This is a genomic window from Skermanella aerolata KACC 11604, from assembly GCF_000936425.1.
Taxonomy (GTDB): Bacteria; Pseudomonadota; Alphaproteobacteria; order Azospirillales; family Azospirillaceae; genus Skermanella; species Skermanella aerolata.
The window spans coordinates 102,320-123,787 of sequence record NZ_AVFK01000016.1; the positions used below are offsets into that span (position 1 = coordinate 102,320).

The 21,468-nt window shown below is 65.7% G+C and carries 22 protein-coding genes and 1 other RNA gene; 8 read left to right on the top strand and 15 right to left on the bottom strand.

Features of this window, described 5'->3' with window-relative positions; translation table 11 throughout:
- Window positions 1–201 precede the first annotated feature (201 nt).
- Complete coding sequence (locus N826_RS19640; RefSeq protein WP_084720913.1) at window positions 202–2,403, top strand: helicase-related protein; 2,202 nt, start codon at window positions 202–204, stop codon at window positions 2,401–2,403.
- On the opposite strand, the gene N826_RS19645 is transcribed toward N826_RS19640, so the two are convergent.
- The 4 genes from N826_RS19645 to N826_RS19660 form a co-directional block, all read right to left on the bottom strand.
- A complete protein-coding gene (locus N826_RS19645) occupies window positions 2,392–3,294 on the bottom strand; it encodes a DMT family transporter (protein ID WP_244619665.1) in 903 nt (300 codons plus the stop codon). The two genes, N826_RS19640 and N826_RS19645, sit on opposite strands and share 12 nt — an antisense overlap.
- 35 nt (window positions 3,295–3,329) lie before the next feature.
- Entirely contained in the window at window positions 3,330–4,526 is a 1,197-nt protein-coding gene (locus N826_RS19650; protein ID WP_044431602.1) for an MFS transporter, read from the bottom strand.
- Window positions 4,527–4,618: 92 nt separating this feature from the next.
- Entirely contained in the window at window positions 4,619–4,912 is a 294-nt protein-coding gene (locus N826_RS19655) for a MoaD/ThiS family protein (protein ID WP_044431605.1), read from the bottom strand.
- 5 nt (window positions 4,913–4,917) lie between these two features.
- Window positions 4,918–6,000: a sialidase family protein gene (locus tag N826_RS19660; protein WP_044431607.1), complete on the bottom strand. Its 1,083-nt coding sequence runs from the start codon at window positions 5,998–6,000 to the stop codon at window positions 4,918–4,920.
- Between the two features lie 117 nt (window positions 6,001–6,117).
- Here N826_RS19660 and N826_RS19665 point away from each other — a divergent pair, with 117 nt between their 5' ends.
- Window positions 6,118–6,570, top strand: a complete 453-nt coding sequence (locus N826_RS19665; RefSeq protein ID WP_044431609.1) for a MarR family winged helix-turn-helix transcriptional regulator — start codon at window positions 6,118–6,120, stop codon at window positions 6,568–6,570.
- 85 nt (window positions 6,571–6,655) lie between these two features.
- On the top strand, window positions 6,656–7,486 hold the full coding sequence (locus tag N826_RS19670) for a formate/nitrite transporter family protein (RefSeq protein ID WP_044431612.1): 831 nt from the start codon (window positions 6,656–6,658) through the stop codon (window positions 7,484–7,486).
- 360 nt (window positions 7,487–7,846) lie between these two features.
- Here the strand turns inward: N826_RS19670 and truA are convergent, their stop codons facing one another.
- The 5 genes from truA to N826_RS19700 form a co-directional block, all read right to left on the bottom strand.
- The gene (gene truA, locus N826_RS19680) at window positions 7,847–8,584 is read right to left on the bottom strand and encodes a tRNA pseudouridine(38-40) synthase TruA (RefSeq protein WP_044431616.1); all 738 of its coding nucleotides are present in this window, start codon (window positions 8,582–8,584) and stop codon (window positions 7,847–7,849) included.
- On the bottom strand, window positions 8,581–9,516 hold the full coding sequence (gene fmt / locus N826_RS19685; protein ID WP_044431617.1) for a methionyl-tRNA formyltransferase: 936 nt from the start codon (window positions 9,514–9,516) through the stop codon (window positions 8,581–8,583). The genes truA and fmt overlap by 4 nt, the downstream gene beginning before the upstream one ends.
- A 39-nt stretch (window positions 9,517–9,555) precedes the next feature.
- Window positions 9,556–10,380 carry a class I SAM-dependent methyltransferase gene (locus N826_RS19690; RefSeq protein WP_052831621.1) on the bottom strand — a complete coding sequence of 275 codons (825 nt, stop codon included), beginning with the start codon at window positions 10,378–10,380 and terminating at the stop codon, window positions 9,556–9,558.
- Window positions 10,381–10,382: 2 nt separating this feature from the next.
- Window positions 10,383–10,901, bottom strand: coding sequence for a peptide deformylase (gene def, locus N826_RS19695; RefSeq protein WP_044431618.1), 519 nt, complete (start codon window positions 10,899–10,901; stop codon window positions 10,383–10,385).
- Between the two features lie 67 nt (window positions 10,902–10,968).
- Entirely contained in the window at window positions 10,969–12,372 is a 1,404-nt protein-coding gene (locus N826_RS19700) for a DNA recombination protein RmuC (protein ID WP_044431619.1), read from the bottom strand.
- Window positions 12,373–12,523: 151 nt separating this feature from the next.
- Between N826_RS19700 and N826_RS19705 the strand changes: the two genes are divergently transcribed.
- Entirely contained in the window at window positions 12,524–13,090 is a 567-nt protein-coding gene (locus N826_RS19705; protein WP_044431622.1) for a carbonic anhydrase, read from the top strand.
- A 50-nt stretch (window positions 13,091–13,140) separates the two neighbouring features.
- Here the strand turns inward: N826_RS19705 and recR are convergent, their stop codons facing one another.
- The 4 genes from recR to ffs form a co-directional block, all read right to left on the bottom strand.
- Window positions 13,141–13,734, bottom strand: coding sequence for a recombination mediator RecR (recR, locus tag N826_RS19710; protein ID WP_044431623.1), 594 nt, complete (start codon window positions 13,732–13,734; stop codon window positions 13,141–13,143).
- 94 nt (window positions 13,735–13,828) lie between these two features.
- A complete protein-coding gene (locus N826_RS19715; protein WP_044431625.1) occupies window positions 13,829–14,152 on the bottom strand; it encodes a YbaB/EbfC family nucleoid-associated protein in 324 nt (107 codons plus the stop codon).
- 3 nt (window positions 14,153–14,155) lie between these two features.
- Window positions 14,156–16,009 carry a DNA polymerase III subunit gamma/tau gene (locus tag N826_RS19720; protein ID WP_044431627.1) on the bottom strand — a complete coding sequence of 618 codons (1,854 nt, stop codon included), beginning with the start codon at window positions 16,007–16,009 and terminating at the stop codon, window positions 14,156–14,158.
- Between the two features lie 108 nt (window positions 16,010–16,117).
- An RNA gene (ffs, locus tag N826_RS41280) (signal recognition particle sRNA small type) lies at window positions 16,118–16,215 on the bottom strand.
- A 121-nt stretch (window positions 16,216–16,336) separates the two neighbouring features.
- Here ffs and nudC point away from each other — a divergent pair.
- Window positions 16,337–17,242 carry an NAD(+) diphosphatase gene (gene nudC / locus N826_RS19725; RefSeq protein ID WP_044431629.1) on the top strand — a complete coding sequence of 302 codons (906 nt, stop codon included), beginning with the start codon at window positions 16,337–16,339 and terminating at the stop codon, window positions 17,240–17,242.
- Between the two features lie 121 nt (window positions 17,243–17,363).
- Here the strand turns inward: nudC and N826_RS19730 are convergent, their stop codons facing one another.
- Both N826_RS19730 and N826_RS19735 read right to left on the bottom strand, forming a co-directional pair.
- Window positions 17,364–18,233 (bottom strand): prephenate dehydratase, encoded by an 870-nt coding sequence (locus N826_RS19730; RefSeq protein WP_044431631.1) that lies wholly within the window; start codon window positions 18,231–18,233, stop codon window positions 17,364–17,366.
- Window positions 18,234–18,274: 41 nt separating this feature from the next.
- A complete protein-coding gene (locus tag N826_RS19735) occupies window positions 18,275–19,012 on the bottom strand; it encodes a 3-deoxy-manno-octulosonate cytidylyltransferase (RefSeq protein WP_244619666.1) in 738 nt (245 codons plus the stop codon).
- 194 nt (window positions 19,013–19,206) lie between these two features.
- On the opposite strand from N826_RS19735, the gene N826_RS19740 reads away from it, so the two are divergent.
- The 3 genes from N826_RS19740 (at window position 19,207) to N826_RS40295 (ending at window position 21,452) form a co-directional block, all read left to right on the top strand.
- Entirely contained in the window at window positions 19,207–19,746 is a 540-nt protein-coding gene (locus tag N826_RS19740; protein ID WP_044431632.1) for a c-type cytochrome, read from the top strand.
- Between the two features lie 93 nt (window positions 19,747–19,839).
- Entirely contained in the window at window positions 19,840–20,676 is an 837-nt protein-coding gene (gene hisN, locus N826_RS19745) for a histidinol-phosphatase (protein ID WP_084720917.1), read from the top strand.
- Window positions 20,677–20,807: 131 nt separating this feature from the next.
- On the top strand, window positions 20,808–21,452 hold the full coding sequence (locus tag N826_RS40295) for a hypothetical protein (protein ID WP_157599354.1): 645 nt from the start codon (window positions 20,808–20,810) through the stop codon (window positions 21,450–21,452).
- The last annotated feature ends 16 nt before the right edge of the window (window positions 21,453–21,468 follow it).

Genomic DNA, 21,468 nt, shown 5'->3' on the forward strand with positions numbered 1-21,468 from the left:
CTTCGTTTCCGGCAGTGTTGCGGTGCAATTGCGATCCTGCATCCCTACTTTACCAGCAGGCGGCATGGAATAAACAGGTCCGCCGGCGGCGCTTCGCGCATTCGCGATGGTTGATACCGGGTGCGCCGCATACAATACGAGGGGAACCCCCGTGCGGGTTGCCCATTATTACGGGCGTATTACAGGAAACATGGTCGCGAGATGGCGGAAGTAACGGACACTCTGGAACGGCGTGATGCCCTGCGGGCAATTGCCGCCACTCTGCGCGGCGATGGGATCGAGGTGGAGTTCGACATCGTGCCGGCCCGCTGGTCGATTGCCGGCGCGCATGAATTCGTCATCCCCGGCGCAGACCCAAAACGCCGGCTCAAGGCCCGCTTCCGCGTCACGACCGGTCCGGTCGAGGATGTCGAGCAGGAACTGGCCGACCTGCTGGAAACTCCGGAAGGCATCGGACGGAACGAGATCAAGGCTTTCGCCAAGCGGGTGAAGGCCGCCGTCAAAGGATCAGACCAGATTCAGGAGGCCATCGACCGGATCGACATCTGGGTCGAGTCGGTTGCCGAGCGCGCGGCGGCCTTCGGTCAGAGCTGGCGTCCCCAGGCCTTCTCGGACGACCTCGCCCGCGTGCTGGGCTTCGGCGGACGTACCCCACGCCTGGAAACGCTGCTCGACGCCGTCGAGGAAGCGTTCCGCACGGCGGCGGCCCGCATCGGCGTCCGCGTTCGCCGCAACCTGCTGGAAACGGCGTCCGGCCTCGGCGTCTATCTCGACAGCTTCGCCGCCGCCCGAGCGATGATCCGCAAGCTGCGGCTGTTCGTCGGCCCGACCAATTCGGGCAAGACCCACGCCGCGATGGACCGTCTGGCGGAAGGCCGCAGCGGCGCCTATCTGGCCCCGCTGCGGCTGCTGGCGCTGGAAGGCCAGGAAGCGGTAGAAACCCGTGGCCAGATGTGCAGCCTGATCACGGGCGAGGAGCGCGACGTGCGGCCGGGCGCCGCCTTCGTTTCCTCGACCATCGAGATGGCGAACACCAACCGCGTGATGGACGCCTGCGTAATCGACGAGATCCAGATGATCGGCGACCACGACCGGGGCTGGGCTTGGACGGCCGCCGTCGCCGGCATGGCCGCGTCCGAGATCATCATGACCGGCTCGGCCGACGCGATCCCCTATGTCCAGCGCCTCGCCGCCGCGACCGGGGAGGAGCTCGAGATCGTCGAGTTCACCCGCAAGTCGCCGCTCCGCGTCCAGGAGGGCGGCGTCGCGATGAGCGAGATCCGCCGGGCCGACGCGCTGATCGCGTTCTCCCGCCGCGACGTGCTGGGGCTTCGCGCCCAGCTTCTCCAGCAGGGCCACTCGGTCGCGGTGATCTACGGCGCCCTGTCGCCCGAAGTGCGCCGGGCGGAAGCCCGCCGCTTCCGCGAGGGGCAGGCCGACGTGCTGGTCGCGACCGACGCCATCGGCATGGGCCTCAACCTGCCGATCGCCCGCATCGTCCTGTCCACCACCCGCAAGTTCGACGGCCGGGAAGAGCGTGAGCTTCTGCCGCCGGAAGTCCGCCAGATCGGCGGCCGGGCAGGGCGCTTCGGCATGCACGAGGAAGGCCGGGTCGCCGTGCTGGAAGGGGAGAACATCAACCCCGTCCGGCGCGCGCTGACGTCCAAGCCGGTCGATCCGGAAGATCCCCGTCCGTGGATTTCGCCGGCGACCTCGCACGTCAAGGCCATCGCGCAGGAGCTTGGCACCAACAGTCTCGCCCGCGTCCTGCGGACGGCGGGTCAGGAACTGCTGCGCGCCCACCAGACCTTCCGCATGACCGATCTGGAAGGCCGCATCCAGGCGGCCCTGGCGGTCGATCACGCCAAGCTGCCGCTGGAGACCCGTGACCTGCTCTCGCGCTGCCCGATCGACGTCCGCGATCCCAACCAGTTGCGGCTACTGCGCATGTGGGCGGTCAACCAGGGCAAGGGCCTGCCCAACCCCAGCCCCGGCACCGCCGGGCGCTTCACCCACGAGACCGGTACCGACGTGGAGCTCGAAGCCTCGGAAAAGGCGGTCAAGGACCTGACCGCCTATGCGTGGCTGGCCTACCGCTTCCCCGAAGCCTATCCGGAGATGGACCTCTGCCTGGAGCGCCGGCAGGAGCTGAACGCCTTCATCGAGCGGACGCTGTCCGCCCGCAGCCTGCCGCGCGCCTGCCCGTCCTGCGGCGCCACATTGAAGGCCAACCACCGCTTCAAGATATGCGACGCGTGCCACACGGTCCGGAAGGAGGAGCGCGCCAACGGCGCCAACCCCAGCCGTCCGCCCCACCGCTTCCATCAGGCCCGGCGCGGCCCGCCGCCCTCCAAACGCGGAGGCAAGGCACGGCCTGCCAAGCCGGCGCCGTCACCGCGCTGAGGCGGTTCGGGTCGCCAGCCAGACCCCCGTCGCGATCAGGGCGATGCCGGCGACATGGAACAGGTGCAGCGTTTCTCCCAAAAACAGGATGGCGGCCAGGCTGCCGAACACCGGTACTAGGTGGATGCACAGCCCGGCCCGGTTCGGCCCCGCCACCGCGACCAGCCGGTTGAAGCACAGATAGGCCAGAATCGACGGGAACAGCGCCACATAGACCGTAGCACCCAGCGCCATCGCGGTTGGCTTGAACGGGTGGCCGTTCCACGTCTCGGCCAGATAGAACGGCAGGATCATCGACGCGCCGAGCGCGAAGGTCACGAACAGGAAGCTGAAGGGGTGGACGGACGGCCGCCGCCGCATCAGCGCCGTGTAGCCGGCGTAGCAGACGACCGCGGCGAAGATCCACAGGTCGCCGGGGTTGAATTCGAACCGGGCCAGCGCGCCTGGATCGCCTTTGGAGATCAGCGTCATCGCCCCGACCAGCGACAGGGCGATTCCGCCGCCCTGCACCCATGAGATCCTGTCGCGGAACAGCAGGAACGTCATCAGCACGATCAGCGGCGGTATGCCCGACTGGATCATGACCGAGTTCAGGACCGACGTCGTGTTCAACCCGATATAGACGAAGGTGTTGAACACGCCGATGCCCAGCATCGCCAGAACGACGATGATCGCCCAGTTACGTCGCAACACGTCCGCATCGGCCCTGAGATATTTCCACGCGAAGGGCAGTATCAGCAGCGCGCCCAGGGTCCAGCGCCAGAACGCCAGACCGACGGGAGGCACCGCTCCCGCCACCGTCCGTCCGACGATGGCGTTGCTGGCCCAGAACAGCGGCGGCAGCATCAGCAGCAGCCAGACCTGATCAAAGAAACGACGGTTCGAAGACAAGATCGCAGACACTTTACCGTATCGGGAAGTTCGTTCTACTCGGCCGCCACATTGCCGGCGTTCAGGCGCGGCTGTGCCACCATCAGGAAACTGATGGAGCACAGAAAGATCGCGGCACCGAACGCCGCCGTCGCGGCCAGCACCACCGCGAAGCCGCCCTGCCCATGCAGGAGCGCTATCAGCGGCACCGCGAAGCCGCTGGTGGTGAAGCCCAGGAAGTAGCGGACGCTGAAGGCGGTCGCCCGGTGTTCCGCCGGCACATACCGGGCCACCATGGCGTCGTTGACCACCACCTGCCCGTAGATCGCGGCCATCGCCATGACCAGCCCGGCCAGCATCGGCACCCCCGTCGTCATCGCCGCCAACCCCAGCCCCATCGGCTGAAGGATCGAGATGCCGACGAAGATCGACGGCAGGCTGAAGCGATCGACCATTCGCCCCATGGCAAGCTGCATCAGCGCGCCGAACACGAAGACCACCGTGGCCAGCGATCCCGTCAGGGCCAGCGGCAGCGCCAGCCCGAGCCGTTCGTCGATGACCTTGGGCAGCGAGATCGTCGTTACGTTGAAGGTCATGCCGCCCGCGATGATCGCGAGAGCGAAGATGCCCATCAGCACCATCGGCCGCGACACCGGGATAACTCCGGCGGAGCCCTTCCGCTGGGCATTCCCTTCGCCATCCTCCGGAACCAGCGCTAGGAATGCCGCTCCCACTGCAAGGCAGACCAATCCCGGAACCGCGAAGGCGGCTTGCCAGCCCAGCGTCGCCGCAACGACGGCGGTAACGCCCGACGCCGACGCGGCCCCCAAATTGCCCCAAACCCCGTTCCAGCCGAGGTCGCGCCCAAGCTGCCGGGCATGGGTTACCAGCATCGCGCCGCCGATCGGATGGTAGATCGCCGAGAACACCCCAAGCATGAAAAGCCAGACCGCGAAGCCGGTCTCCGTCGCCGTCATCGAGATACCCAGGCACGCGACTCCGCAACCGCCGAAGAACGCCGCCAGCAGATTGCGCCGGCCCAATCGCTTGGATAGCCAGCCCATCGGCAGTGAGAACAGCCCGAAGGCGACGAAGGCACCCGTCGCCAGCCCGATCAGCGCGCCGTAGTCCAGACCCCGCTCCGCCGCGATCGCGATAACAGCCGTCGGGTATATCAGCAGCACGAAATGATCGAGCGCATGGGCGATGTTGACGAAGGCGACGGTCCGCCGGGAGAGGGTATCGGGATGCATGTCACCGGTCCTGAGCAAGGCTCAAAGACCTTATCATCGATGGAGCGGCTGCATATGCCTGGAAATCGGGCAGCAGCAATGCCGTAAGTATGTCACCCTCCGCTGATCGCGGTCAGCACGACCACCTCTGCGCCGGGCGCTAGCCGAGTTTCCAGCGTCGCCCGCTCGCCCGACACGAAGACGTTCATGTGGCGCCGGATACTCGGCGTCGTGTCGCAGATACGGTCGCGCATGCCTGGCCAGCGCCTGTCCAGGGCGTCGATCGCGTCGCCAACCGTGGCGACCGAAGCCGGGATCTCGACTTGTCGGGATGCTTCCGGGAATAGCCTGACCAAGGCGGCCGGAAGCTTCACAATGACCGGCAGGCATGCTGGGTCTTCCTGCATGGCGCTCAGGCCTCGACCACCATTGTCTCGACCGAAAGCACCGTCGGCAGATGCTGGGCGACGCAGGTCCAACTGTCGCCCTCGTCGGCGCTGGCGTATAGCGAACCTGTGCTCGTCCCGAAATAGACCCCGGCGGGTTCGAGCCGGTCGGTCGCCATGGCTTGACGCAGGACGCCGAAATAGGTGTTGCCCTGGGGCAGGCCGGTGCGTAGGTCTTTCCAGGTTTCGCCGCCGTCCCGTGTCCTCCAGACCGCCGCCTTGCCGTCGGGGACATAGCGGCCCGCCGAGTCGCCGTTGAGCGGCAGCAGGTAGAGCGTCGACGGATCGCGCGGATGGGCCGCTGCCGGAAAGCCGAAGCTCGAGGGCAGGCCCGCTTCGATGCTTGTCCAATGCCGTCCGCCATCGTCGCTGCGGTACATGCCGCAGTGGTTCTGCTGATACAGCCGGTCCGGCATGCCGGCAGCCATGACAAGGCAGTGAACGCACTGGCCGAACTCGGGATACCTCTGGTCCTCCGGCATGAAATCGGCCCTGGTTCCCCGGTTGCGGGTCTCCCAGGTCTCGCCGCTGTCAGCCGTATGGAACACGCCGGCGGCGGAGATCCCGACCCATAGACGCCTGTCGTCATCGGGATGCGGCAGCAGCGAGTGAAGGATGAGCCCGGCTCCCCCCGGATTCCAGTGGGGCCGCGACGGGTGGTTCCGCAGCCCGGCAAGATGGCTCCAGGTTTCGCCGCCGTCGTCGCTGCGGAACAGCCCCGCCGGATCGACACCGGCGTAAAGGCTCGCTCCGCTTTTCGCCAGGCTCCAGACCGCCTTGATCGGCGCTTCCCCTTCCGGATAGGCCAAGCCCGCGCTCGAATGCGTCCATGTCGCTCCAAGGTCGCCCGATTTCCAGACGGCGGGGCCGAACCACTCGCTGCCGCCGCCGGCAAGGATCGTTCCCGTGGCTGGATCGGCGATCACATGGTTCATCGGCCATGTCTCGCAGTAAGGACCGCGAAGCTCCCATGACTGCCGCGCCGCATCGCTTTCCAGGACGAATGCGCCCTTTTTCGTTCCAACCAGTATGAGGACTTTGTTCGTCATTGACGCCTCCCCTGAATTCGACAGTGGGACCGGAGGCGCTGGCGGTCCCGATCGGGACGAATGCGGCGGCACCGGCAAAGGACTGGACAATTACGTTGATATCAACATTATTAAGGCATGTCAAAGCATGAAGAGACATCCGTCCCCTACGAGGTGACGATCAAGGTTCGTGACACGTGCCTGTGCCTGCATGTCCAGCGGGCTGCCCGCGCTGTGGCGCGCCGTTTCGATATCGCCCTCCGCCCGCTGGGCCTGACCAACGGCCAGTTTTCCCTGCTGATGTCGCTCAACCGGCCCAAGCCTCCCGCCATGGCGAGCGTCGCGGCCTTGCTAGCGATGGACCGTACGACGTTGACCGCAAACCTGAAGCCGCTGGAGCGGCGTGGCCTCGTCACGGTGTCGGTCGATGAGAAGGACCGGCGCAACCGCCTGATGACGCTGACCCCTGCCGGCCACGCGCTGCTTGCCTCGGCCGTTCCCGTGTGGGAGCGGACGCACGAGGATATCGACCGGCTGGTCACCAGCTCCGATCCGGACACGTTGCGCGCCGATCTTCGGGCGCTTTCCTGAGCCCTTTGCACCGGCACCAATTACCCGTTCCGTCTGTTACGGCAAAGCCGACAACCGGCCTTGACCCTTCGGGAACAGACTTTCCATGACAGACACCCGCCATATCCCGTCCGCTCAGCTCGGCTCGCAGGAGCGTGAAGACGTCGACGACATCACGGCGCCGCGCACCCTCATCGTTCACGAGGCAGTCCGGAAGGAGGGCGAGGAGGAACTGAGCCGTCCCACGTCTTCCCTGATGTGGTCGGGGCTGGCGGCTGGACTGTCGATGGGCTTTTCCATGGTCGGCGACGGGTTGCTCCGCGCCGGACTGCCTGACGAGCCATGGCGTCCGCTGATCAGCAGCTTCGGCTACAGCTTCGGCTTCCTGATCGTCATCCTGGGCCGGCAGCAACTGTTTACGGAAAACACCCTGACCGCCGTCCTGCCCTTGCTGCACGGGCGGAGCTGGGTCCGATTGCGCGACGTGGCGCGGCTATGGGCCATCGTCTTCTCGGCCAACATCCTGGGAACGCTGCTATTCGCCTGGAGCGTCGAGGCGACGCAGGTCTTCTCTCCGGAAGCCAAGGAGCAGTTCATCGAGCTTGGCCGCCACGCCGCCGAACCCGCCGCGACCGTCACCTTCACCAAGGCGATCTTCGCCGGCTGGATCATTGCCTTGCTGGTCTGGCTGCTGCCGTTGGCAGGAGCGGCCAAACCCTTCGTGATCGTCGGCCTGACCTATCTGGTCAGCCTCGGCGAACTCGCCCACATCATCGCCGGCTCGGTTGAGGTCGCCTGCGCCGCCTTTGCCGGAGCGGTGACATGGAACGAATACCTGACAGGCTTCCTGCTGCCGACCCTGGCGGGCAACGTCGTCGGCGGGGTAGGGCTGGTGGCGCTGCTCGCCCACGCCCAGGTCAGGGAGGAGGGGAGCTGAGGGAGATAACTGCTAAGGACGGGCGCGTCCTGGATTTTAATCGAACTCCATCGCGCAAAGATAAAGATGCTCCCAATTCGCCTTTTCGGTTATACGATTATTGACGATTTGCGATATGTCTTCTGCTATGCGGACGCCCGAGCCGATGTGAACTTCGAAAGATGCAGCTCTTCTCGATGCTCTCAATTGCTCGATGAACTGGGCTTTGTTCTTTTCGATTTCGTCCAAGTTCATTGATCGTGGTCGTCCTAGGCGAGTGTTTTACATACCTATTTCGATATTTGCGATAGCACTATGCATGGAGTCCGTCAACCAATTACGCATTCTCCTGCGTCGAGCTTCGCTTGGCCAGCCGACCCTTCAGTAAACCACATCGGTGAAGTAAAGCCCGTCCGGCGGCGCCGTCGGGCCGCCCTTCGACCGGTCGCGCGCTTCCAGCGCTTGCCGCACCTGCTCCACCGACCAGCGGCCTTCGCCGACCTGGACCAGGGTGCCGGTGATGTTGCGGATCTGGTGGTGCAGGAAGGACCGTGCCCGCGCCGTGATCCGGATTTCGTCGCCGGTGCGGACGACGGTCAGCACGTCCAGCGTCTTTACCGGCGAGTTCGCCTGACACATGCTGGCGCGGAACGTCGTAAAGTCATGGCGGCCGATCAGCACGCCGGCCGCTTCGTTCATAACCTCCGCATCCAGCAGGCGGCCGGTCTGCCATGCCCGGCCCCGGTCCAGCGCCAGCGGCGTCCGGCGGTTGACGATGCGATAGATATAGCCGCGCTCGCGAGCGGAAACCCGGGCGTGGAAGTCCTGCGATACCGCTTCCGCCTTCAGCACGGTGATACGGGCCGGGCGCATGTGGTGGTTCAACCCGTCGCGGACGGCGCGCTCCGACAGGTCTTTCTCCACGTCGAAATGGGCGACCTGTCCCAGAGCATGGACACCCGCATCGGTGCGGCCGGCGCCGTGGACGCGGACGGTCTCGCCGGCCAGACGCTCGACTGCCTCCTCCAGCGATTGCTGGACGGAAGGGCCGTTGTCCTGCCGCTGCCAGCCGACAAAGTCGCTGCCGTCATACTCGACGGTCAGTTTCCACCGGTTCATGACGCCGCCAGCACGCTTCCGACAGCCGCGTTGAAGCCGCGCAGGAACGCGGAACCTTCGACCGCCGCCTTGCTTGGCCGCTGGACGCGGGTCAGCCGGACGGCGCCCTCCGCACAGGCGACGGTAAGGTCGGCGTCGAGCAGAGTGCCGGGGGCGGCGTCCGGAGTACCCTTAGCCAATTCCGCCGCAAGCACCTTGATTCGCTCGTGCCCCAAGTCGAACCAGACGCCCGGCCACGGGTTCAATGCGCGGACCTGCCGCTCGATGAAATCAGCGGGCTGGCTCCAGTCCAGCCGTCCGTCGTCGCGGCTCAGCTTGGCGGCATAGGTGACGCCTTCGGCAGGCTGCGGTTCCGCCGTCAGCCGGCCTTCGGCCAGACCGTCGAGCGCTTGCACTATCAACCCGGCGCCCAGTTCCGCCAGCGCGTCGTGAAGGCTTCCGGCTGTCGTCTCCGCCGTGATCGGCACGGTGCCCTTCAGCAGCATGGCGCCGGTATCCAGCCCGGCGTCCATCTGCATGATCGTGACGCCCGTCTCGGCATCACCCGCCAGGATCGAGCGCTGGATGGGTGCGGCACCACGCCAGCGCGGTAGCAGGGAGGCATGGATGTTCAGGCAGCCCATGCGGGGGGCGTCCAAGATCGGCTGTGGCAGGATCAGCCCATAGGCGGCCACGACGGCGCAATCCAGATCGAGCGCCGCGAACTCCGCCTGGGCTTCGGCGCTGCGCAGCGACTTCGGCGTACGGACGGGGATTCCCCGATCTTCCGCCAGCACATGGACTGGCGAGCGCTGCACCTGATGCCCGCGCCCGGCGGGACGGGGCGGCTGGCTGTAGACGCAGACCACCTCATGGCCGGCGTCGATCAGCGCCCGCAGGCTGGATGCCGCGAAATCGGGCGTGCCCATGAAGGCGAGGCGGAGACGGCTCATGCCTGACACTCTCGGATTACTTGACCGTATCGGTAAATATCAGCCGATTGGCTTCTGGAGAACGGCGACCATGCGCCACGCCTGTTCCGGATCGTCGATCGCGACGTCCATGTCCAGCCCGCCATACCACGCGACCGTTTCCAGGCTGCCGCTGGCGCGGGCCAGCGCGTCGACTTCCTGCACGGTGAAACGGCGCTGGAACGCGCGGTCGCGGATGACCTGTTTGCGCTTGTCTTCCCAGATGGTCAATGTGGTGGTCACCTGCGCCACCTGGCTGACCGGGTTCATCGAGTCGCCGTCCGATCCCCAGCGCACCTTCACCCGCGTTCCGTCCTGGGTGACTTCCCAGCCATCCTCGGTCGCGTCGTCGATGTTGAACAGCTCGCGCGGGTGCGGCAGCTCGATGATCAGGACTCCGCCGGGGTTGAGCGCATCGGCCACCCGGCGCAGGCATGAAATCACGGCATCGTTGGTCAGCAGGCAGGCGGCCGAACCCAGCAGCAGCAGCGCCAGATCGACCGGCCTCTCCAGCGTGAAGGCGGTCATGTCGCCCTGGGCGTAGTTCAGCGCCACGCCGGCTGCCGCCGCCTTTTCGGTCCCGTACTGCACCATTGCCGGCTCGCGGTCCAGCGCCGTGGCGGCAAGGCCGCGGCGCGCCAGTTCGATCGCATGGTTGGCGGGTCCCGCCGCCAGTTCCAGCACGCTTGCCGGATCGCGGCCCATCTGGCGTGCCGCAGCGCGGGTCAGGAACTCGCATTCGTCGGGAAAATCGCGGTAAGCGAAGGCGATGTCGTAATAGCGGGCGGCGGCGTAGATCCGCTCGTGCTGCGACTGGGAACCGGCAGGTTCGGGGGGAATCGCCAAAATCAGACCGTTTCCTGCGACTTCTTCGCCTTCTGCAGCTTGCGCATGATCATGTTGCGCTTCAGCAGGGAGATATGGTCGATGAACAGGACACCGTTCAAATGGTCAATCTCGTGCTGGACGCAGGTCGCCAGCAGGTTGTCGGCATCCAGTTCGCGGACTTCGCCGTCGCGGTCGATGTAGCGCAGCCGGACCTGCTTGGGCCTTGTCACGTCGGCGTAGTGGTCGGGCAGGGACAGGCAGCCCTCGTTATGGACGGAGGTCTCGTCCGACTGCCACAGGATCTCGGGATTCGCCATCGCGAAGGGCTGCGGCTTCTCGTCCTTGTCGGCGACGTCGACCACGATGACGCGCTGGAGAATGCCGATCTGGGGCGCGGCCAGCCCGATGCCGGGCGCCTTGTACATAGTTTCCAGCATGTCGTCCATCAGACGGACGATGCCTCCGTCGATGTTCTCCACAGGCTTGGCCTTGGCTTTCAGGACGGGGTCGGGCGCAATGATAATGGGGCGTATGGCCATGGAGCCCTGTGACGAATCTCAAGATTTTCAGGATCGAATTTTCAGATATGGCTTTTGGCTTCGCCCGTCAAGGCGTCGTTGCGGGCAGCCGCCACTCCTGGGCCTGAAGTCCCCGCGTCGCATGGTCCAGAGGTTGAAGTTCCGGCAGTTCCGCATTGTTCGGCGCCACGTGAAGGTCACGGAACCGGCGGGCGCTGACCAGCACGCGGGTTTCCAGCGTACCGACCGCGCTGTTGTAGCTGTCCACCGCCTTGCCAAGCTGGCCGCCCAGCCGGTCCATGTGGCCGCCCAGGTCGCCCAGCCGCTTGTAAAGCTCGGCGCCCAAGTCGCTGATTTCCCGCGCATTGCGGGCCAGATGCTCCTGCCGCCAGCCATAGGCGACGGCGCGCAGCAGCGCTATCAGTGTCGTGGGCGTCGCCAGGATCACGCCGCCGTCGATCCCGGCCTCGATCAGGCTGGGGTCCTGCTCCAGGGCCGCGCTGAAGAAGTTCTCGCCCGGCAGGAACAGCACGACGAACTCGGGCGAGGCGCTGAACTGGTCCCAATAAGCCTTGCCGCCCAACTGCTTCATGTGGTCGCGGACATGGCGGGCATGGCGGATCAGCGAGGTTCGCCGCGCCGCGTCGTCAGCCGATCCGATGCCGTCCAGATAGGCTTCGACCGGCGCCTTGGCATCGACCACGATCGTCTTGCCGCCCGGCAGCTTGACGACCATGTCGGGGCGCAGCTTGTTGCCCTGGTCGTCGGAAACGCTGTGCTGCTCGAAGAAGTCGCAGTGATCGACCATGCCGGCCATCTCGACCACGCGTTTCAACTGGATCTCGCCCCAGCGGCCCCGCGCCACCGGCGACCGCAGGGCACGGACCAGATTGGACGTCTCGCTGCGCAGCTCCCGCTGGCTGTCGAGTAGGGAGAGCACCTGCTGCTTCAGCCCCTCATAAGCGCCGACCCGCTCCTTTTCCAGCGCCTGGATCTGGCCGTCCATCCGGTCGAGCGACTGGCGGACGGGGTCCACGAGGTCGGAGATCGCCGATTGCCGCTGTTGCAGATCGCCGCGCGCGTTCTCCTGGAACCGCTCCAGCGTGGTGCGGGCAAGATCGAGGAAGCTCTGGTTGTTGCTGCGCAACGCCTCCGACGACAGCACTTTGAAGGCGTCGCCCAACTTGGCTTCAGCACGCTCCAGCAGGGCGATCTTCTCGGCGGACAGCAGACGTTCCTGCTCCAGCCGCGTCTGAAGTTGCGCCTTGGCAGTCTTCGTATCGCCGAGTTCGGCGCGCAGCGCCGCCAGTTCCCGCTCCCGCTGGATGGCTTCGGCCCGCAGGTCGTCGTTCTGGCGAAGCGCGAAGTCGGCTTCCGCCGCCAGGCGTCCCGCTTCCGCCTGTCCGATGCCCCCGCTGCGCAACAGCAGCACGATGCCTGCCCCGAAGACGAAGCCGAGAACCAGCGACAGCACGTCGAGCGCGAACGGCATCAGCAATCCTTCCACTACCTCGGCGGGATGGTAGCGGATCGGGAGACAGATTAGAACAGGAGAAGAACGAGGCGGAATACTTAGAATTAAATCTAATTTAAAGTTTAAGCCAACATCATGGCGCTTATCCCGGTATGCAGGAGGAGGCATCATGAATAAGAACGATACAGTGTCTGATTGCGGCTGCTTCGGCCACGCGGCGCACCCCCGCCGCACTTTCCTTAAGATCGCGACACTCGGCGCAGGGGCCGCGTTGCTGTCGGCCGGCCTGCCCATGGCATCGGCGCGTGCCGGCGGTCAAGCCGAGGTGCTGCTGCTGAGCTGCATGGATTACCGTCTGCTGGACGAAGTCGCGCACTACATGGACGGACGCGGTCTGACCGATAAATATGACCACGTGATCCTTGCCGGCGCCTCGCTGGGTGCGCTCGTGGACGCAAAGCCAGAATGGGGCGCCACCTTCTGGAACCATGTGGATGTAGCGAAGCAGCTTCATCACATCCACAAAGTGATGATAATCGATCACCGGGACTGCGGCGCCTACAAGGTCTTCGTCGGCCCGGAAACCACCAGGGATAAGGAAACGGAAACCCATTTCCATGCCGAACACCTTCGCAAGGTGGCCAACGCCATCGCAACCCGCCACCCGGATCTGAGCGTGGAGTTGCTGCTGATGAGCCTGGACGGTACGGTCGAACCGATCACCCTCACGGCCTGACCGCTCTATCGGAAAGGCCGGATCAGAAAGGCCGGCTTAGAAAGCTTGTCTCAGAACGGCCGGCGGGACCGTAGCGCCGCCGTCAGCGTCCCGTCGTCCAGATAGTCCAGCTCGCCGCCGACCGGCACGCCATGGGCCAGCCTCGATACCGTGACGTCGCAATCCGCCAGCCGGTCCGTGATGTAGTGGGCCGTCGTCTGGCCTTCGACCGTGGCGTTCATCGCCAGGATCACTTCAGTCACTTCCGGGCGGCGCGCCCGGTTGATCAGGCCGGCGACGTTCAGGTCGTCCGGACCGATGCCTTCAAGGGCGGACAGGGTGCCGCCCAGCACGTGGTACAGGCCCTTGAACGATCCCGTACGTTCCAGTGCCCAAAGGTCGCCGACTTCCTCGATCACGCAGATCAGCGCCTGATCGCGCCGGGGATCGGCGCAGATGGCGCAGGGGTCCTTGGTGTCCAGGTTGCCGCAGACCGAGCAGGTCTTGATCGCGACCGCCGCCTCGTGCATCGCGTCGGCCAGCGGCGTCAGCAGGCTTTCCCGCCGCTTGATCAGGTGAAGCGCTGCGCGCCGGGCCGAGCGGGGGCCGAGACCCGGCAGTTTTGACAGAAGCTGGATCAGGCGGTCGATTTCGGAACTGCTCAAGATCGCTCCACGTAGAACGGCCCGGAAAGAACGGTATGGGAAAGAACGGTCCGGCCGCCGCATCCCAAGGTGCGGCGGCCGGCAGACAGCATGCTCAGAACGGCAGCTTGAGGCCCGGCGGCAGCTTCATGCCGCCCATCAGCTTCTGGGTCTCGTCGGCGACGTGCTGCTCGACCTTCAGCTTGGCGTCGTTGAAGGCGGCCATGATCAGGTCTTCGATCACTTCGACGTCCTCGGGATCGACCACCGACTTGTCGAGCTTCAGGCGCTTCATCTCGCCCTTGCCGTTGAGCGTGACGTTGACCATTCCGGCTCCGGATTGGCCGGTGACTTCGACCTCGGCCAGCGCATCCTGCATCTGCTGCATGCGCGTCTGCATTTCCTGGGCCTGCTTCATCATTTGGCCGAGATTTTTCATGGCTTAGAATTCTCCTATATCGTCCAGGTCGGACGGGGGTTCCTCGTAGAAATCGGTGTCGTTGGCCTCATCCGCAAGCGTCCCGTCGGATAACGGTTCCGGTTCGGCCACGTCCCGCACCTCTAACTTGGCATCGGGGAATATGTCGAGCACCGCGCGCACCACGGGGTGCTGCGCTGCTTCCTCCAAGGCCTGGGCCTTGGCGCTGTGGTCCTGCTCGCTCAGCGTCGGCTCACCGGGGGCACCCGACACCGTCACCATCCAGCGCCGGCCGGTCCATTCCGACAGCAGCTTGCCGACACGGCCGGACAGTTCCGCCTGGGCCTTGTCTTTCGGCCTGATCTCCAGCCGGCCGGGCTCGATCCGGACGCAATGGACGCTGCTATAGAGCTGCCCGTACAGGGAGCCCTCGCGCATTTCGCCGAACAGCATCACGACTTCGCGGAATGTCTTGGGGTCGGGCAGCGGCTCGGCGTCCGCATCGGCGGAGGCGCGCTCCGCCATTGCGGTTGGTTGCGGCGCCGGCTCCATCCGGGGCGCCGCCGACGAATGGGCGACCGCCAGCGCCGGCCCCGCCATTGCGCGCGATCCGCCGCCATTGCCGTTCTGGCCTGCCGGCGTCCCGCCGCCGGCGGGAGCGCCGCTGCCCTGAAGCTGGCGGATCAGGTCGGCCGGGTTCGGCAGGTCGGCGGAATAGGCGAGCCGGACGATCACCATCTCGGCGGCGTCGAACGGCACCGGGGCGCTCTGGACCTCGCCCAATCCCTTCAGCAGGATCTGCCAAGCGCGGGTCAGCGCCGGCATGCCCAGCTTGCCCGCCAGCTCGCCGCCGCGCACCCGCTCCGTTTCCGGAGTGCCGGGGTCCAGCGCCGTTTCCGGCACGACCTTGAAGCGGGTCAGGAAATGGGTGAAGTCCAGCAGGTCCTGAAGCACCACGACCGGATCGGCGCCGCTGCGGTGCAGGTCGGACAGAATGTCCAGCGCGTCGCGCGGCTTGCCCGTCATCGCGGCTTCGAACAGATCGACCACGCGCGCCCGGTCGGCCAGCCCCAACATGTCGCGGACCTGAAGCGCGTCCAACTTATCCCCGCCCAGCGCCATAGCCTGATCCAGCAGGCTCAGGCCATCGCGGGCGGAGCCATCGGCGGCCCTGGCGATCAGCGCCATGGCGTCGGGATCGACCGTGACGCCTTCGGCCTCCGCCACCCGGTTGAAGTGCTTCACCAGCGTCTGGGTATCGATCCGCCGCAGGTCGAAACGCTGGCAGCGCGACAGGACGGTGACCGGAACCTTGCGGATCTCGGTCGTGGCGAAGATGAACTTCACATGCTCCGGCGGTTCCTCCAGCGTCTTCAACAGGGCATTGAAGGCGTTCTTGGACAGCATGTGGACTTCGTCGATGACGTAGACCTTGTAGCGCGCCGCCACCGGTCCGTAGCGCACGCCGTCGATGATCTCGCGGATGTCGTCCACGCCGGTATGGCTGGCGGCGTCCATCTCCATCACGTCGACGTGGCGGTCGGCGGTGATGCTCTTGCAGTTCTCGCAGACGCCGCAGGGCGTGATCGTCGGTCCGCCGGTGCCGTCGGGACCGGTGCAGTTGAGCGCGCGGGCGATGATCCGGGCGGTCGTCGTCTTGCCGACGCCGCGCACGCCGGTCAGCATGAAGGCATGCGCCAGACGGCCGGACTTGATAGCATTGGTCAGGGTACGGACCAGCGCTTCCTGGCCGACCAGTTCGGAGAAGTCGCGGGGGCGGTACTTCCGTGCGAGGACCCGATAGGCCTTGGGGGCACCGGTCGCGGCGGAGGTTTCCGGCGGCGGCGCGCCGAGGGGGGGAAGCGTCTGATCGGTCAAAACGAAACTCTGGCGTCGGGCAACGGCGTTGCCGCCAGTCTAGTCCCCGATGAACGCATGTCGAAGCGGAAAGACATGTCGGACGTAAACTGTCGGGGAAAGATTGAGGTGGGAGGCTGGACAAACGACCCGAGCCGAAACTCGTTGCGGCTGCTTCCTTCCGGACCTGACCGGGTTGGCGAGGGACTCGTCCGCCGCCAACCTCCCAACGCCTATATGGCGCGCGGCGAACCGGGGAGCAAGAGGAAACGCGCGTCGGCCGCCCATGCGCAAAAACCCGGATGATCGTACTTTCCAGAAGCTTCGACCTGTGCCACCTATAATCCCATGCCAAACAAACCCAATTTCTACGCCGGCGGCATGCTCGATCGGGTATCGGCGCTGCGCAAGGACCAGAGCTGGATCGACGCCCGGCGGGCGGCGGCCGAGACCAGGATCGTGCCGGTATGGCGCGCCCAGAACTTCATGTTCGGGGACCTGGAAGCACCCAGGGCCGGCTTGCTCACGGCAGCCGATCTGCCGGACGGGGCGGAGTATTTCCTGCTCGGCCTCAACGGCGAGACCGCCTATTTCGCGGTCGACCTGTCCGACCTGGAAGACCCCGCCACCCATCCGAGCTTTGCCGGACGCGGCAGCTTCGCCGATCTGCGGAGCTTCGGGTCGCTGCTGGGGCACGACGAGGGCAACATACTTGCCTACGCGCGTGGCCTGACATGGTGGCACTCCCGCCATCGCTTCTGCGGCGTCTGCGGCCACCTGACCGTCAGCGCCGAAGCGGGCCACGTCCGCCGCTGCACCAATCCGGACTGTGCTACGTCGCATTTCCCCCGCACCGACCCCGCCGTGATCATGCTGGTGCATGACGGCGACCGCTGCCTGCTGGGGCGTCAGCCGCGCTTTCCGCCGGGGATGTACTCGACCCTGGCCGGCTTCGTCGAACCGGGCGAAAGCCTGGAAGGCGCCGTCGCGCGCGAGGTCTTCGAGGAATCCAACATCCGGGTAGGGGAGGTGACCTACCATTCCTCCCAGCCGTGGCCGTTCCCGTCGTCGCTGATGCTGGGCTTCCACGCCGTGGCGACGACTACCGACATCCGCACCGAGCAGGACGAGTTGGAAGACGCCCAATGGTTCACCCGCTCCCAGATCCTGGGCTGGGAGGAGGGCGGACCCTACCGCCTGCCGAGAGCCGACTCGATCTCCCGCCGCCTGATCGAGGACTGGCTTCACGGCTGAGGCAGCACACGCTGTTCGTAGGTCGCGCTAAAGCGAAGCGGCAGCCGACATAAACGCGCCTGCTTGTCGGCTGCCGCTTCGCTTCAGCGCGACCTACGAAATTACGGCTTACGAACCGGTCTCAGTCGTCGCCGATCGCCTGGTTCTGCTGCTCCAGCCGGAACGGGTTGGCCGGATAGACGCCCAGGATCTTCACCTCGCGGGCGAAGAACTCCAGTTCCTCCAGCGCCAGCCGCAGGGGCCGCTCTTCCGGGTGGCCCTCGACGTCGACGTAGAACTGCGCCGCCGTGAAGCGGCCGTCCACCATGTAGCTTTCCAGCTTGGTCAGGTTGATGCCGTTGGTGGCGAAGCCGCCCATCGCCTTGTAGAGCGCCGCCGGCACGCTGCGGACCCGGAAGACGAAGGTGGTCACCACGGGCCCGGAATGCGGCGCCGGCTGCATCGGCTCCCGCGCCATCACCAGGAAGCGGGTGGTGTTGTGCTGGGCGTCCTCGATCGACGGCTTCAAGGTCTCCAGGCCGTAGATCCGGCCGGCGAGTTCCGACGCGATCGCCGCTTCGGTGATGTCGCCGCGCTCGGCGATCTCCTTCGCCGCACCCGCCGTATCGGCATGCGGGATCTCCCGCAGGCCCAGTGCGCGCGTCACCTTGCGGCATTGGGACAGCGCCTGAATATGGCTGCGCACTACCTTGATGGTATCGAGCGTGGCGCCCGGAGGCGCCAGCAACTGATGGTTCACCCGCTGGTAATGTTCGCCGATGATGTGCAGGCCGCCCTGCGGCAGCAGATAATGGTTGTCGGCGACGCGCCCGGCGACCGAGTTTTCCACCGGGATCATACCGTACTCGGCTGTTCCCTCATGCACGGCGGCGAACACGTCCTCGAAGGTCGCGCATGGCATGGTCTGCCGCTCCGGAAAAACGTTGCGGCAGGACAGGTCGGAATAGGCGCCAAGGGAACCCTGGAAGGCGATCGCGGTGGATTTGGACATGACCGGGGTGTTTGCTCGATTGAAAGGGACTGAAAACTGGCTCAGCGGCCGAGCAGGACTCGGGCGCGGGCCAGATCGGCGGGAGTATCGACACCCAGCGGAACCGCGTCAACGACGGCCACGTCGATTCGCATGCCTGCGGCGAGTGCCCGCAGCTGCTCCAGTCTCTCCTGCTGCTCCAGATGCGACGGCGGCAGCGACACGAAGCGGGCCAGCGCCGGCGTCCGGTAGGCGTAGAGGCCGATGTGGTGCAGCAGCGGCGCCTCGCCGGTAGGAGCCGTCGCACGGGTGAAGTACAGCGCGCGGCCGGTTGCGGCACCCGGCGCCCGTTCGACCACCGCCTTGACGACGTTGGGATTGCCGCGCTCGCTGGCATCGGTGATCTCGACCGCCAGGGTGCCGATATCGACCCCCTCGGTCTCCAGCAACTCGTAGGCGGCGCGGATCGTCTCCGGCGCAATGGTGGGAAGGTCGCCCTGGACGTTCACGACGGCATCGTGCTTGCCTTCGGGATCCACGGTCCGAAGCGCCTCGTAGATTCGGTCGGAGCCGGAGGGGTGGTCGGGTCTCGTCAGGACAGCCTGACCGCCGGCCTTGGTGACGGCGTCGGCGATCTCGGGTTCGGCGCAGGCGACCACGACGGGACCGATCCCCGCCTCGATCCCCCGGCGCCAGACATGGACGATCATCGGTTCGCCGTGAATATCGGCAAGCGGCTTGCCCGGCAGCCGGGTCGAAGCGAGACGCGCAGGTATGACGATTATCGGGTTTCTTGGCATGGTGGCCATCTGCGACATTTAGGTTATAGGTGTGCGTGCGACATTTCGCCCTGAGGGTCAAGCGGCTAAAGCGGCTGACCCCTGCGACACAGGGGCCTATGTTGCGGTTAACGAAACAATAAGCCGTTGCGCGTGACAGCCGGCGGTTCGGCCGCTATCGTGCGGTAATTACAAGGGAATTGGGGACTCGCGGCATGTCGAGCATGGAATTCAACAAGTTGTCAGGGGCCATCCTGCTGGGCGGCCTCGTTGCTATGATGAGCGGCTTCATCTCGGAAGTACTGGTTTCGCCCAAGCATTTGGAGCAGAACGCTTATCAGGTCGATACCAGCGCCATAGCGCCGGCGGCGTCGCCTGCCGGCGGTGAACCCGCCGAAATTCCGCCGGTGGCCCCGTTGCTGGCCAGCGCCGACCCGGCGGCCGGCGAGCGGGTGTCAAGAGCTTGCGCGTCCTGCCACTCGTTCGAGAAGGGCGGCGCCGCCAAGGTCGGGCCGAACCTGTGGGGCGTCATCGGCGGTCCGCACGGTCACCAGGAAGGCTTCGCCTACAGCGATGCCATGAAGAACACCCCGGGCAACTGGGATTTCGAAGGGCTCAACCACTTCCTGCTGAACCCGAAGTCCTATATCTCCGGCACCAAGATGAACTTCGCCGGCATCAAGAAGGACGAGGACCGCGCCAACCTGATCGCCTGGCTGAACACGCAGTCCGACAGCCCGCAGCCGCTGCCGTAACTGCCGGACGACGCCGCTGTTGTAATCCGGCTGGCGGGATGGGAAGAGCCCCGCTAGGATGCCTTTCCCTCCTGCCGGCCTGGATTTGCGATAATGACGGCGTCAAGCCCTTCGACCGAACCGCCCGTGGCCTTGCCGGACCCTATCGTCTTGCCTGATGGCGTAGCGGATCTGGCCGTGCGGTTGGCCGACGCCGCCGGTTCGGTGATCCGGCGCTATTACCGCACGCCCTTCGCGGTGGACGACAAGCCCGACAGCTCGCCGGTCACGATCGCGGACCGGGAAGCCGAGGCTGCGATCCGCGCCATCCTGGCCGCCGAGCGTCCCGGCGACGGCATCGTCGGCGAGGAGCACGGCACGACCAACGGCGATGCCGACTGGCTGTGGGTGATCGACCCGATCGACGGCACCAAGTCCTTCATCACCGGCCGCCCGACCTTCGGGACGCTGGTGGCCCTGCTGTACCGGGGCCGTCCCGTACTCGGCGTGATCGACCAGCCGATCACCGGCGACCGCTGGGTTGGGGCCGTCGGGCAACCGACCACCCTCAACGGCAAGCCGGCCCGCGTCCGGGCCTGCCCGTCGCTCGGCCGTGCGACGCTCAACACGACCTCTCCCGATCTGTTCGGACCCGACGACTACACGGCGTTCCGTCGAGTCGCGACGGCCGTCAAGCTACCCATGTATGGCGGCGACTGCTACGCCTACGGTTTGCTGGCGGCGGGCTTCGTCGATCTGGTGATCGAGGCCGGCCTGAAACTTTACGACTATGCGGCTCTGGTCCCGGTGGTCGAAGGAGCGGGTGGCGTCATGACGGACTGGAGCGGAGCACCGCTCGGCAGGGGGTCCGACGGGCGGGTGGTCGCCGCCGGTGACGCCGCCGCCCATGCCGAGGCGCTCGCCCGTCTGGGTGAGGCTCCATTAGGTTGATAGCCTCATTTTCGTATCTCTTTCCTTGCCCTTTTCGTGTCGCCATCTGGTAAGACTCGATTCCGTGCAGTCGCCCGATGCGGCGGCACCGCTCCCTCGAACTCGCGCTTTAAGACCAGGGAATGTTCGCCATGCTGATCCCTAAACCAGCCAAGTCAGCCTACGAGAACGCAGATACTGACATCCGGGAAATGCTCGACCGGATGATCGCGGAATTGAAGGCCACGCCCTCTTGGGAACAGCGCAGCACCCAGTTCCTTGAAATCATCGATGCTCTCGAACTGGCGTTCGAAGGCGATGAGGAGGATCTGGACGACGACTTCATCGACGACGAGGATGAGGACGACGAATATGTCGGCGACGAGGACGACGATCTCGACGACGACGAGAGCGACGAAGAAGGCGGGGAGCGCGCTGTTTCCGGCGAAAAGGTCAATGGCTGGCACGGTGGCGGCGGAGTCGTTGCTCCCGCCGACGACGAGGTCGAGGAGGTCGAGATCGTGGAGGACTTCGCCGAGGTCCTGCCGTTCTATGTCGGCGCCGTCCTGGAGCAACTGGGGGAGACGAAGCTGGAACGTCCCGAGCAGGCCGCCTTCTATCTGCTGTCCTGCCATCCCGAGCATACCGAGGCCGCCCAGTCGTGGCTTCAGCAGGGCACCAACCTGAAGCGCTTCCAGAAGTTCGTCGACGATACTCCCGATTATGAAGCCATCCTCGAGATGATGGACGAGCATTACGACGAGGATGACGACGACATCGATGACGACGAAGACTGAAACCCGTCCGTAGCCG